This window comes from Achromobacter spanius, from assembly GCF_029637605.1.
Taxonomy (GTDB): Bacteria; Pseudomonadota; Gammaproteobacteria; order Burkholderiales; family Burkholderiaceae_B; genus Achromobacter; species Achromobacter spanius_E.
On record NZ_CP121261.1, the window covers coordinates 877358 to 890320 of the forward strand.

At 63.7% G+C, this 12963-nt stretch carries 13 protein-coding genes; 4 read left to right on the forward strand and 9 right to left on the reverse strand.

The window, feature by feature from the left end; all coding sequences use genetic code 11:
* The first annotated feature begins 116 nt into the window (after positions 1 to 116).
* Positions 117 to 1028 (forward strand): transcriptional regulator GcvA, encoded by a 912-nt coding sequence (gene gcvA, locus P8T11_RS03960; RefSeq protein ID WP_268078172.1) that lies wholly within the window; start codon positions 117 to 119, stop codon positions 1026 to 1028.
* Here gcvA and P8T11_RS03965 read toward each other — a convergent pair.
* The 3 genes from P8T11_RS03965 to P8T11_RS03975 all read right to left on the reverse strand — a co-directional run bounded on the left by P8T11_RS03965 (position 1000) and on the right by P8T11_RS03975 (position 3145).
* Complete coding sequence (locus P8T11_RS03965) at positions 1000 to 1614, reverse strand: hypothetical protein (RefSeq protein WP_268078171.1); 615 nt, start codon at positions 1612 to 1614, stop codon at positions 1000 to 1002. The two genes, gcvA and P8T11_RS03965, sit on opposite strands and share 29 nt — an antisense overlap.
* A gap of 62 nt (positions 1615 to 1676) precedes the next feature.
* Positions 1677 to 2069, reverse strand: a complete 393-nt coding sequence (locus tag P8T11_RS03970) for a VOC family protein (protein ID WP_268078170.1) — start codon at positions 2067 to 2069, stop codon at positions 1677 to 1679.
* Positions 2070 to 2218: 149 nt separating this feature from the next.
* Positions 2219 to 3145 (reverse strand): LysR family transcriptional regulator, encoded by a 927-nt coding sequence (locus P8T11_RS03975; protein WP_268078169.1) that lies wholly within the window; start codon positions 3143 to 3145, stop codon positions 2219 to 2221.
* 145 nt (positions 3146 to 3290) lie between these two features.
* Here P8T11_RS03975 and P8T11_RS03980 point away from each other — a divergent pair, with 145 nt between their 5' ends.
* Both P8T11_RS03980 and P8T11_RS03985 read left to right on the forward strand, forming a co-directional pair.
* Positions 3291 to 4388 (forward strand): mandelate racemase/muconate lactonizing enzyme family protein, encoded by a 1098-nt coding sequence (locus tag P8T11_RS03980; protein ID WP_268078168.1) that lies wholly within the window; start codon positions 3291 to 3293, stop codon positions 4386 to 4388.
* Between the two features lie 58 nt (positions 4389 to 4446).
* Positions 4447 to 5439: a Bug family tripartite tricarboxylate transporter substrate binding protein gene (locus P8T11_RS03985; protein ID WP_268078167.1), complete on the forward strand. Its 993-nt coding sequence runs from the start codon at positions 4447 to 4449 to the stop codon at positions 5437 to 5439.
* A gap of 112 nt (positions 5440 to 5551) precedes the next feature.
* Here the strand turns inward: P8T11_RS03985 and P8T11_RS03990 are convergent, their stop codons facing one another.
* The 5 genes from P8T11_RS03990 to P8T11_RS04010 form a co-directional block, all read right to left on the reverse strand.
* Positions 5552 to 6535, reverse strand: coding sequence for a Bug family tripartite tricarboxylate transporter substrate binding protein (locus tag P8T11_RS03990; RefSeq protein WP_268078166.1), 984 nt, complete (start codon positions 6533 to 6535; stop codon positions 5552 to 5554).
* A gap of 95 nt (positions 6536 to 6630) precedes the next feature.
* On the reverse strand, positions 6631 to 7482 hold the full coding sequence (locus tag P8T11_RS03995) for an enoyl-CoA hydratase-related protein (RefSeq protein WP_268078165.1): 852 nt from the start codon (positions 7480 to 7482) through the stop codon (positions 6631 to 6633).
* Positions 7483 to 7497: 15 nt separating this feature from the next.
* A complete protein-coding gene (locus tag P8T11_RS04000; protein WP_268078164.1) occupies positions 7498 to 8718 on the reverse strand; it encodes a CaiB/BaiF CoA transferase family protein in 1221 nt (406 codons plus the stop codon).
* A 148-nt stretch (positions 8719 to 8866) separates the two neighbouring features.
* Positions 8867 to 9751, reverse strand: coding sequence for a LysR substrate-binding domain-containing protein (locus P8T11_RS04005; protein WP_268078163.1), 885 nt, complete (start codon positions 9749 to 9751; stop codon positions 8867 to 8869).
* 2 nt (positions 9752 to 9753) lie between these two features.
* On the reverse strand, positions 9754 to 10440 hold the full coding sequence (locus tag P8T11_RS04010) for a LytR/AlgR family response regulator transcription factor (RefSeq protein ID WP_268078162.1): 687 nt from the start codon (positions 10438 to 10440) through the stop codon (positions 9754 to 9756).
* Positions 10441 to 10606: 166 nt separating this feature from the next.
* Between P8T11_RS04010 and P8T11_RS04015 the strand changes: the two genes are divergently transcribed.
* Positions 10607 to 11686, forward strand: coding sequence for a sensor histidine kinase (locus P8T11_RS04015; RefSeq protein WP_268078161.1), 1080 nt, complete (start codon positions 10607 to 10609; stop codon positions 11684 to 11686).
* Positions 11687 to 12099: 413 nt separating this feature from the next.
* Here the strand turns inward: P8T11_RS04015 and P8T11_RS04020 are convergent, their stop codons facing one another.
* Positions 12100 to 12954 (reverse strand): SDR family NAD(P)-dependent oxidoreductase, encoded by an 855-nt coding sequence (locus P8T11_RS04020; protein WP_268078160.1) that lies wholly within the window; start codon positions 12952 to 12954, stop codon positions 12100 to 12102.
* Between the last annotated feature and the right edge of the window lie 9 nt (positions 12955 to 12963).

The following is a 12963-nucleotide window of genomic DNA, read 5'->3' on the forward strand; positions in this document are numbered from 1 at the left end:
TCGGATATGTTGAATAATCCAGGTAAATTAGCGGCATTGGAGCGACCTAACAAACCCTGATTTCTATCGAATTCAGATTAGTAAAACTATTCTGACGAATGCCGTGATGAATGCTCATGACCCAGCAAAGACTCCCCCCGCTTAACGCGCTGCGCGCCTTTGATGCCGCCGCGCGCCATCAGTCCATGAAGGCGGCGGCGGAAGAACTTTGTGTGACTCCCGGCGCGGTCAGCCAGTTGATCAAGACCCTGGAGCAGCATCTGGGCGTGGCGCTCTTTGTGCGCGTGAATCGCGGCATCCTGCTGACCGATGCCGGCAAGAATTACCTGCCGCCAATTCGCAATGCATTTCGCCAGATACTGGATGCCTCGGCACGCATCGCGGCGGCGCCGGCAAGCCGTGTGCTGACGGTCAGCACCACCACATTCTTTGCATCGGCTTGGCTGATTCCTCGCCTGAACGACTTTCACGCGCGCCATCCCGACATTGACTTGCAAGTGGTGACCAACAACGCCTTGACGGATTTTTCACGCGATGGCGTGGACATCGCCATTCGGCATGGAATGGGCCGCTATCCGGGCCTGCAAAGCGAACACCTCTTGACGGTGAGCGTCGTGCCGGTGGCATCCGCCAGCCTGGTTGCCACATTGGGCATGCCAGCCAATGCGCAGGATCTGCTGCGCTGGCCACGAGTGCATGACGAAAAGCGTAATGGCTGGCAGCTTTGGTTTGCGGCGCAGGGCATCGAAGATGCAGGCATGCCCAAGGGGCCTGCGTTTGACGACGGCAGCCTGCTACTGACGGCTGTCACCGCCGGGCAGGGCATGGGGCTGTTGCCGGTGGCAATGGTGGAAGACGAGCTGGCCGCGGGGCGGCTGGTCCGCTTGGCGGATGAGGCCTGGCTGGAGGACTTTGGCTACTACCTGGTGTGGCCGGGCAGGGGGCCGATGGCGGACAAGGTCCGCGCGTTCCGGGATTGGTTGCGCTTGTCTGGCGCCGTCAGCCCTTGTGCGCCAGCGCTTGGATAAAGCCGCTGCAAAACAGCTGGTCGAAGCTGTATTCGGCGCGTGGGCTGCCACAGTCAATGCTGCTGGCGGGCAACGTCACCGTGGTCAGCGACAGCGCTGCGATGAACGTGATCCCGGCGACCCTGGGCAGCACGGAAGCCATGAAATGCCGCAGGCGGTCACGCGGCAGACGGCGCATGGGTTGGTTCAGCTCGAAGGCGTCTTGAAGCCGGCGCGCGCGATCGTTGAACAAAAACTGGCGCCATTGCATGCTGGCGATGCAGAAGATCACCGGAAAGAAAAAGCCCAGGATGAGCAGTACGACGCCTTGATTGCCAATGATATTCAACTGCCCCAGCGCCGCTACGCCGGCGATGCTGGCCAGCGACAGCGTCGCAATCAATTTCGCCGCTTCCCGTTCCGCCGCGACTTCATTTTCCTGGGCCTTGACCCACAACTCGAACCGGCGTGGCTCCCAATGCATGGTGGGATCCTCGGGAAGCGCCGGATCGCGCTCGTCATCCTGTCGAAGGTAAACGCTGAGTTTGCCCAGGCCGTAGGCGACGATGCCCACGATGATTGCCGTCATTTGTACTGCAAGCGTCATGTTGGAACCCTGAAAAGTTGTCTGTCCGGGGGCGCGCGTGCCGTGCAGGCGGCGCTATTGCCTCAGCCTTGCACCGGCGTGCACAGTTCCACCAGCGTGCCGTCGGGGCAGCGCAGGTAAGACACGACTTGCCCCCATGGCTTGGCGGTCGGCGCACTGAGTTCGGTTGCGCCCAGCGACAAGGCCTTGGCGTGGGCGGCGGCAACGTCGTTGGTCACAAAACCTACTTCCATGCCCAGCGGCTTGGGCGACGCCGATGCTTCCACGTGCCCGGTGGTGAAGTTCATGGCAGCCAGTTCATGCGCCGCGAATGACAGCGTGGTGGCACCGGTATCAAGCTCTCCGTAGGTTTTTGATTCGTGCAGGAACCGCACCGGAAAGCCGAATGCTTTTTCAAAAAACGACAACGACGCCGCTACGTCGGGCACGTAAATGATGGTGTATCCGAACTTCATGGAGGTCTCCTTGAAAGCCTGCTCCACGCGCCGACACGGTTGCCGACGCCGATGCTGCGCATCATACGCGGACGTGGCAAAACGGCGTTGGCCCGCGGCTTGCGGCACGTCATTTACCGGCTTTTGCAAGGCTTCGGTAAATGAAGCGTTTAGCGGGCGCGGGCTCGCGGGGTCGTGCTTTGCTGCAAGCACGCGCTCGCCTGTTCCGCCAACCCTTGCTGAAGCAACTGCGCGGGTGCGCTCATGGCGCGGTCTTTCGACCACACCACCGCCAGCACCGGGTCTTCCAATGGCAGCAAATGACGCGCCACCAATCCCTGGCGTTCCGCGTAGTGCGCGCCCAGACTTTCCACGATCGCCACGCCCAAGCCTTGCGCCGCCAGCGCGCAGGCCGCCGATGATTGCGCCACTTCGATGATGGGCCGATAAGGCAGTCCGCGCGCTTCCAGCGCCTGGCGCGTTGCGCGGCCGGCGGGCAGGGCGGGGGCCAGCACGATGGGGCCGGCGTCGGCCACCTGTTCAAGCGTCAGCGCTGGCTGTTGCGCCCAGGGATGATCCCGCGCCATCACCGCATGCAGGCCCAACGGCGCCAGCCGCAGGCTGCTGACTCGGTCGATGTCTGACGGTGCGCCGATGATGATGCCCAGGTCGATACGATGGTCCACCGCCATTTCGATGATCTCCAGCGCGATGCCGGCGCGAACCGTGACGGCCACCAACGGATGGGCTTGTCGCATGCCGGCCAGGGCCGGGGGCAAGAGGCTGGACGCCGCAATCGCAACCGCGCCCACGTCCAGCCGCGCCAGCGCGCCTTGCCGGATGTCGACGGCCAGCCGGTCGACCGCTTCAATGCCGGCCAGGGCGTTGAGCACTTCGGGTATCAGCGCGCGGCCCTGGCTGGTGAGGTGCAGCCGGCGGTTCTCGCGGCTGAACAGCGCGAAGCCCAGGCGGGTTTCCATGTCGCGCAACAGCGCGCTGGCGGCGGGCTGGGTCATGTTGACCGACGCCGCGGCGGCGGTGACGGTGTCGTGCCGGTACATGGCGCGCAGCAGCAGGAGTTCTCGCCGGTTGAACATATGAAATTCATATGGAAATAGACAATTCATCTATTTGACCATATGAAGTAAGCGCCGCCAGAATGGGTGGATCGTGTCCTGAATCGTCGCCCTGATTTTTCATCCCAGTTCTTCAGCCTGATCCTGCATCCTTCCCCTAGCCGTCATGCCTGCCAACACCATCGTTTCCGTCACCTGCATTCCCCTGCGCCTGCCGTTCCATCACTGGAGTCCGTCGCCCCTGTTTGCCGGCCGTCCGCGCGACAAGCTGGACAGCGCGCTGGTGCGCGTGCAGACGGAAGACGGCACGGTGGCCTGGGGCGAGTCGTATTGCGTGGAGCCGCGCGCCTTGCTCGCTATTTTTGAGACGCTGATCGCGCCGCTGGCCTGCGGGCGGGAAGCGGATGACGACAGCTTGCTGCCGGGCATGCAGCGCACACTGCACAACCTGGGGCGGTCCGGTCCCGTGGTGCATGCATTGGCTGGCCTGGACATCGCGCTATGGGACCTGCGCGCCAAGCGCGCGGGCGTGCCCTTGTATCAATTGCTGGGCGGCAAGCGCCGCGAGCGCGTGCGCGTCTATGCGTCGTTGCTTCAGTACTACGGCAACGCCGAGCGCCTGGACGCGGTGACGACGCGGGCCATGAATGAAGGCTATACCGAGATCAAGCTGCACGAGCGCACCGCCGATGCGCTGGCCGCCGTGCGCCGCAGCACGGGGGCGGGCGTACCCATCATGGTGGACACGAATTGCGCCTGGCTGCCAGGCGAGGCCGAAGCCGCCATAGCCGCCATGCGCCCGCACGATCCCCTTTGGATCGAAGAGCCGCTGTGGCCGCCGGAGGACGATCGCGCGCTGGCCCGCTTGAAGCGCGCGTGCGGCATTCCGTTGGCCGTGGGCGAGAACGCCAGCAGCGTCACCGACCTGGAGCGGGTGGTGGACAACGAAGCCGCGCAGTACGTGCAGCCCAGCGTCATCAAGCTGGGCCTGACCGGCGCGTGGCGCATCGCGCAGAAATGCGCGGGGACGAACGTTGTGTGCGCGCCGCAGGTGGCGTTCTTTGGTCCGGGCTTTCTGGCCAGCCTGCATCTGATCGCGGCGCAGCAGACCGAGGTGTCGTTGGAACGCCTATACGTTGAGCTCGCGCACGTGCCCTATGGGCGCAGCGTGCCCATCACAGACGGTTGGGTGCAGGTGCCGGACGGGCCGGGACTGGGCGCCGATCCGGAGGCGGAGCTTGCAGCAGGCCGGTTCAGCGCCTGACACGACGACAACGCGAGCCCAAAGAGGCCGCATCAAACATAAACCAGGAGACAAAGACATGCACCCATCGCGCAGAGCGTTTCTGATCAACGGCACGACCATGGCAGTGGGCGCGGCCGCGTTGCCCTGGACCTTCGCGGCACGCGCCGCGCGGTATCCGGACAAGGCGGTGCGCCTCTATATACCCTATCCGCCAGGTGCGGCCACCGACACGCTGGGCCGCATGGCGGGGCAGGTATACGCCGAAGCGCTGGGCCAGCCCTTCGTGGTGGAAAACCGGGGCGGTGGCGGCACCACGATCGGCACGCGCGCCTTGGCGGTGTCGGCGCCGGACGGCTACACCATCGGCATGGTCGACTCCACCTTCACGATCAATCCCGCGCTGCTGGGCGATCGCCAGCCTTACGACGCGATCAAGGACTTTGCGCCGATCTCGCTGATGGCGACCGCGCCGTTCGTGATGGTGGTGCATCCGTCGGTCAAGGCCACCGATGTTGCCTCCTTTGTGGCGCTGGCCAAGGCGCAGCCGGGCACGCTGTCGTTTGGATCGGCGGGGGTGGGCAGCGGACCGCATCTGGCGGGCGAGCAACTGCGCCAACAGGCGGGCGTGGACGTGCTGCATGTGCCGTACCGGGGCGGCGGCACGGTGATCACCGACCTGTTGGGCGGCCAGGTGCAGTTTGCCTTCGCCACGGTTCCCACGCTGCTGGAACACATCAAGGCGGGGCGCCTGCGGGCTTTGGCGGTGACGAGCCCGAAGCGCGTCAGCCAGTTGCCTGATGTGCCGACGTTTGCCGAGGCCGGCTTGCCGGGCGTGGACATCTCGCCCTTGTTCGGCCTGGTGGCACCGGCAGGGGTGCCGGACCCGATCATCGATCGCCTGTCGAAGACGCTGGCGGACTCCGTGCGCAACGGCGCGCTGCGCGACAAGCTGGCAGGCTTGGGCTTTCAGCCGGTGGGCAGCACACCGGCTGAATTCGCGCAGCGGATCAGGGATGATGTGGCGAAGTGGACCCGCGTGATCCAGCGCGGCGGGATCAAGGCGGAGTAGGGTGCGCCGATGGCGCCCGCGCGCATGCTCGGTGGAGCTCAAGGTGGGGTAAGGAGGCCACTCGAAAATGGCTTTGTGCACACGTCGAACCGGTTTATACCCAGTGCGCAGGTCATTCGGGCGCGATTCCTGCCGCCTTGATGACCCTGCCCCATTTCTGAATATCGGCGGCCTGAAATTCGTTCAGCTCGGCAGAAGTCGTTGTCCACGCCTGAGTCGCCGAGTTCCGAAAGAATGCCCGCGCGCCGTCGCTGCCCATCGCCCCGACCAGCAACTGCCTTAGCGTCGCAGCAATTGGCGCGGGAGTTCCGGCGGGAACGTAGGCAGCGAACCAATAGCCCATGTCATAGCCTTTGATGCCGGCCTCGTCCAGGGTAGGCACATTCGGCAGTTGCGGCAGGCGTTCCTGGGTTGATGCGCCGAGTGGGCGCAGTCTGCCTGCCTCGATCTGCGACAAACCGGTTACGGTGTCGATCACCATCATGTCGATGTGCCCGCCCAGCAGATCGTTGAGCGCATTGGGATTGCTGTTGTAGCCGACCCAGACGATATCCGTACCGGTCAGTTGCTTGAGCATTTCGCCTGCGATGCGGCTGGACGAATTGCCGCTGCCGAAGCTCAGTTTCCCGGGGGCTTGCTTGGCCGCGCGAATCAGGTCATCGACCGTGCGATAAGGCGAGTCGGCTTTCACCACTAAAACCTGGCCGCCGCGTCCCAGTCCTGTCAGTGGGGTGAAATCCGCTACCGGGTCATAAGGAAGCGTCTTGAAAAGATGGGGGTTGGCGGCTTGCGTCGTGTTGGTGGTGATCAAGACCGTGTAGCCGTCGGGGGCGGCTCGGGCCACGTGATGCGCGGCGATCATGCCGCTTGCGCCTGGCCGGTTTTCCACGACGACAGCTTGCCCCGTCTGCTGTGTCAGCGACGCTGACAATGCACGAGCCAGCAGGTCGGTTGCACTGCCCGCGCCGAATGGCACGACAAATGTCACGGGCTTTTCCGGATAGCCAGCCGCATGTGCCGATGCGGTCCAGGCGAGGCCAAGGACGGCCAACATCGACGCCGCCAGGCGGACGATAAAAGTGATGATGGGGTTCATGATGTTTGTCTCCTTTAGTTAGTTGGTGCGGGCGTCATTGGCCTGCACGCTTCGTATGCCAGCTTCCTGGGTGCGCGCTCAACGCGCTCACGCGCTCACGCGGGCTGACTAGCAAGATCGCGACGGGTGCGCTGCGCTAGAAACTCGCGGACAACGGCCTTGTGCTCATCCCCGCAAAGCAAAATCGCCTGCATGGCGGCAGCGGTTTCCAGCGCCATCGGCAAGGTCGACTCGGCGGCATCCAATACCAGGCGCTTGGCCATGCGCAAGGCTTGGGGCGGGTTCGACGCAATGCGCCGGGCCAAGGCGGCGCTGGCCTCGTCCAAGGCTTCCGGCGCCACCACGCGGGACACCATGCCCAGTTGCAACGCGGTCGACGCGTCGATGAATTCGCTGGTCAGCGTCAACTCCAAAGCCTTTGCCGTCCCCACGATGCGGGTCAAGAACCAGGCGCCGCCTATGCCAGACACCAGGCCCAGTCGCAGGAAGCTCTCGGCAAATGTCGCGCTTTCGCTGGCCACGCGCAGGTCGCACATGAGGGCCAAGTCACAGCCGGCTCCCACCGCCGCCCCATTGACCGCCGCAATAGATGGCATCTGCAAGGCTTGCAATGCATGGGTGATTCGATGCAGCGTTGATTTCAGTCGGGCTCGGACCTCGGTGGCGGAGCCCTGCATCAAATCGGCCCCTTGTTCCATATCTTTCACATTGCCGCCCGTGCAGAAGTGCTTGCCCGTGGCGCGCAGCAATACGCAATGAACGTTTGATAGCGTATTGGCCCGTTCCAGGGCCTCGGCAAGCGCCTCGGCCATGCGCACCGACATGGCATTGCCTGTGTCCGGGTCATTGAGGGTCAATGTGAGGACGCCGTCGGCGACGTTTTGCTGGATCAATAGGTCGGCAGGGGCCGAGGCGGCCTCTCCGGCGACGGATTCATTGGATTTCATTGGTGTGTCCTTGGCTCAGGTAGAAAATTGCTTGGAATTCCCCAGTACGCCGCTATCAAACATGGCGTCGATTTCCGCCGGGGCATAGCCACATTCGGTGAGGATCTGGCGGGTGTGCTGGCCCAGCGTTGGCGCGGCCGTCGTGATGGGGTCATGCGCGCTGGTTGCGTGAGCGGGCCCCGGTGCAAAGCCCGGCATGCGCACTTTTCCGGCAACAGGGTGGTCAACCCAGCTGTCGATTCCGCTGGCCGCGTACGCTGGTGAGCGGACGACATCGTCGTAGTCCGCCACCGGCGCACACAGGATGTCCGATTCGGCAAGCCGATTTACCCATGTGTCGGTGGCGCGCTGCCGAAACAACGGCGTCAACGCCTGGCGCAGCGCGTCGCGGTGCGCGACGCGGCATTCATTAGTGGAAAAACGCGGATCATGTTCCAGTTCCCCGGCGCCCAATACGGCGCACAAGGCTTGCCAGCGCTTGGGGTGGTAGGCGGCCACCATGATCCAGCCATCAAGGGTCTGGTAGGCCTCGTTGGGTGCGGCGTAGGGGGCGGCGCTGCCCGCCTTGGCGGGTGCGGTGTCCGAGGCAAAGTACGACGCGTAGCCGATCTGCTGCAGCATCAGCGTTGCGTTGTACAGGCTGATGTCGAGGGTTTCGCCTTGGCCGCTGCGTTGCGCCGCGTGGTACGCGGCCAGAATCGCAATCGTGGCCATATAGGCCGTGACCATGTCGGCGACCGGCGTCGCGACTTTTACCGGCTCGCCGTCCGCGACGCCCAGGGTACTCATCAAGCCGCTGGCTGCCTGGATGATGCCGTCTACACCGGGCCGGCCACGCAGCGGGCCGGTTTGTCCATACGCGGAAATCGAGCAATACACTAAGCGGCGGTTGCTGTCGGCCAGCGTGTCGTAGTCCAGGCCAAACGCCTGCATGACGCCCGGCCGGTAGTTTTCAACCACCACGTCCGCGCGGCTGACCAAGCGGCGCGCGACTTCGCGGCCGTTGTCGGATTTCAGATCCAACGCGATGCCGCGCTTGTTGCGATTCACGCTTAAGTACACGGCGCTTTCGCCCGCGATCCAGGGCGGGCCGATCTGCCGCCCGAGTTCCCCGCCGGGGGGTTCGATTTTGATGACGTCCGCGCCCATGTCCGCAAGCATCATGGTGCAGACGGGTCCCGCGAGTACGTGCGAGAAATCCACGACCCGCAAACCTCGCAAGCTGCGTTTGAACATATTTTGTCTCCTGCACAACACGGTCTGATGGGTGACCGTGATCTCTTGTCATGCAGGCAGAATAGGCAGCGGCGCAAGGCCCGGCAAACGACTTTATCGACCGGATGCGTTGACTTTTTGTAAAAGGGTCAACGCAGGCGCGCGGGGATCAGATGGCGACAAGTGTGGACAGCCAATCGCGGAACAGGCGCAACGCCCTGGATTGCGGCTTGCCCGTCGGCCAGGCGAAGTAGTACGTGAAATCCTCGTGGTCGAGTATGCGATCCAGCGGCGCCACCAAGCTTCCGTCCGCCAGTTCTTTTTCGATCAGCGCCTTTTGGCCAATGGCGACGCCATGCCCTTCGATGGCTGCCTGGTAGGCAAGCAATGAGGTTTCGTACTTCATGCCTTGCGCGGGGTTGACGCTGCGCAAGCCTGCCGCGCGCAGCCATAGCATCCAATCGTCGGGTCGCGCCATTGAATGCAACAAGGTTTGCGTCGCCAGTTGTTTCTTGTGCGTCAGCCCCAGCGTGGGGGCCGCCACGGGCACCAGCTCGTTGCGCACAAGCTGCAGCGTCCGCATTCCCGGCCAGCGTCCATCGCCCAGCTGTATGCCGGCGTCGATGTCTTCGCGCTGGAAATCCAGCGGCGCGAACGACGTCATGACTTGAACGTCGATGTCTTTATGCTTTTGATGAAAACCCGCCAGTCGCGGGATGAGCCAACGTACGGCAAAGGTGGCGGGTGACCGGATGCGCAGCGTATCCCGGCCCACGCTGGCGCCGGCCACCGCCAGCGTGGCCTCACGCAGGGTCGCAAACAACGGTATCAAGTCCGACAGATAGCGTGCGCCTGCCGGTGTCAGCGTCAGACCGCCGCGTATGCGTAAAAACAGCGGCGTACCCAGGTAGTTTTCCAGCGCCTTGACCTGCCTGCTGACCGCCGCCGGTGTGACGCACAGTTCATCGGCGGCCTTGGAAATGCTCAGCAGGCGCCCAGTGGCTTCGAACGCCCGGGCGGGATTCAGTGGCGGAAGTGAGTCGCGGCGAGCCATGGCTAGCTCCGCGCCACCGCGCGCCGCAGGCGCAGCGAGGCGACGCGACCCAGCACGATGGGTGCTACGCCATTGCTGAACCTCACCTCCGTCTGCGCGCCCGAAAGGGGCGTCAACTGCGAAATATGCTCAAGATTGATGATGATCGACCGGGACAAGGCGCAGAAAGGCGGGGACGGCAGATGCGCGGCCAGGCGCTTCAGCGTGATGTGCATCAGCTCGTTGTCATTGGCGGCGCTGCACAGGCGGACATAGTCACCTTGCGCCTGCACGAGCGTCAGCGCTTCGACCTTGATGAGTTTGGTGCCGGCCTTCGTCTTCATCGGCACGTAGCCGGTGGCGCGGGGCCGTAGCCGCGTCAGCGTCTGGGCCAGCCTGTCGGGGCTGACCGGCTTGAGCAGGTAATCGACCGCCGCGACGTCGAACGCGCGGGTGGCGTAGTCGTTGTGCGCGGTAACGAAGACCACGGCGGGCGCGGCTTCCAGGCTGCTAAGAAGATCAAACCCGGTGCCGGACGTCAGTTCAATGTCCAGAAACAGGGCGTCTGGCGCGTGCGCCCGGATCAGGTCATGGGCCTGCTCAATGGTGGAGGCCTCGCCGGCGACCTCGATATTGGGCGTGGCTTCTAGCAGCCGGCGCAGGTAGCGCCGTGCCGGAGCCTCATCGTCGACGATCAGCACACGTAGCATTTTCCTCTCAGGCGCCGGGGTGTGGCGGGTATATTCGTTGATTCCGATCCATCTTCAATTCCGATCTCTCGTTGGTGTCGAACCGCCGGTAAATATAAGGCCATATGCGCTGTTCCGTGAACTTGTCGCCTAACTTGAATATGACTGTTTCGAGAAGAGCTCGTCCATGATGTCGACATCACTCAGCCAGGGCCTTGGTCAAGGGGAATCGTCGCCAGGCTTCTGGCGCGCCCAGATTCTGGGATGGATCTTTCTTGCGGTGGTCGGTTTCTTTATCCGGATGTCGCTGTTCGGCAATGCGGCGGCGGCATTGTGGTTGACGCTCGTGATGGAACCGCTGGCGTTCGCGATGACCAGCACCGCCGCCGTGCTGCACGGACGCCGCGCGGGCAAGGCGGACTCGCCGGTTGTGGTGCTTGCCTGCGCCGTGCTGCTGTGCCTGGCCTCGGCGGCGCTGCTGGCTTCAATTGCCTACGCCATCCATCGACTGTTTCCGCCAGGGACCGTGCACGTGTTGCCCGGCCATGCCTACCGGCTGGGTTTGCTCTATTACATGGGCATCTTTTCCATTTGGACGCTGGTGTACTTCGGCGTGTCGGCCGAACTTGCCGCGCGCACCGAACGCATGTCCAAGATGAAGGCCGAGACGCGGTCCTTGCAGCTGGAGCTGGAGCATCTGCGCCTGCAGATCGAACCGCACTTTCTTTTCAATGCGTTGAACACGATCGTGGCCGAAATTGCCGAGCGCCCCGCCATTGCGGAAGAGATGACGCGCCGCCTGGCGGATTACCTGCGCTATTCGCTGGACCGTCGCGGGCGCGGCCTGTCCAGGCTGGAAGAAGAGATCGAGGCGGCCCAGGCCTACGTGCGCATACAGGCCCTGCGCTTCGACACGCAGCTTGAATGCCAATGCCAGATCGACCCGGCCACGTTGCAGATCAACCTGCCGTTGATGACTTTGCAAGGCCTTGCTGAAAACGCCATCAAGCACGGCATGCGGTCCGCGCACGAGCGCTTTGTGATTCACATACGCACGCGGCTACAGGGCGACGAACTGATCATCCAGGTAGAAAACCCAGGCCGCTTGCAAGCGCCGGTTGACCTGGTCAGAAGCGGCGGCGGCCTAGGCAATCTTTGCCGCCGCCTTGAGCTGCGTTACGCCGGACGATACGCATTTTCGCTGGATCAGCGCGGCGACAGCACCGTGGCCGAGATCAGGCTGAGGGGCGCGCCGGAGCCGCTGTAATTTGATGGAAGCGTCCGCTCGCCCAAGGATTCACCGACGACGCGGACGCCGCCAGATGGGTTACGCGCGATACAGCACCGATAATCTTCTGCCCCGCGTCGCGCGCTGCACCCATCCTACCAATGCCGATCGTAGGATGGGTGAAGCGCGGCAAAGTCGAAGCAAGAAATACGGCATAAGCCGCGCGTAACCCATCAGCAGCCGGGGCTCTGACGCGGACGCCGCCAGATGGGTTACGCGCGATACAGCACCGATAATCTTCTGCCCCGCGTCGCGCGCTGCACCCATCCTACAAATGCCGACCGTAGGATGGGTGAAGCGCGGCAAAGTCGAAGCAAGAAATACGGCATACGCCGCGCGTAACCCATGTGGCAGCGCAAGCCGCGGCCGGCCAGAAGTCGTTCTTTGACGCGTCATTCCGTCGGTTCCTTTCGGGGCGTGGGTTGCCGCCGAGGTGGCACTGATGGCTCAGCCTCAACGTCTTGGCTTGCATACAGGTTCGCAAGCGACGCTTTAAGAAACCCACCGTCCACCACGATGTCCTGCCCATTCACATACAGCGACGCATCGCTGGCAAGAAACGCGACGGCTCCCGCGATATCCTGTGGAAGCCCAATGCGCCGCGCCGGGATATGGGCGATGCGCTTTTGCAGCACGGCGTCGTCGCGGTAGTGCACCTCGGACAGCGGCGTGCGGATCATGCCCGGGCTGATGGAGTTTGCACGGAGTCCCAGCGGGCCCCATTCAACGGCCATCTGGCGGGTCAAGGCTTGCAAGGCGGACTTGGTGGTGCCGTAGGCGCCGACTCGCGTTGGCGTCTGGGCAGAGATCGACGCCACATTGATGATGCTGCCCGCCTGCCGTTGCCGCATCATGGGAAACAGCGCCTGCGCGCACAGCAATGCGCCGCGCAGATTGACGCGGAAGATGCGGTCCCATAAGTCGATCGGGAAGTCCTCCAGCCCCACCGGCGCGGCGCTGATGGCCGCGTTGTTGACCAGAATGTCGCAACGGCCGAAGCGCTCGCCAAGCTGCCTGGCCATCGTCGCTACCGAGTCCGGGTCGGAAATATCGCAACGCACGTTCAGCAAGCCATCGGGTTGCGGGGCGGTATCGGAGGCGTTGATATCCACCTGCGCCACGGCCGCGCCCAGGGATCGCAGGTGCTGGCAAATGGCCTGGCCGATTCCGCCCGTGGCGCCCGTGACCACCGCCACGCGGCCCTGCAAGGCGTCGACCGCGAAGGCGGGATTGAAAGACGTGTCCATGCGTTTGGC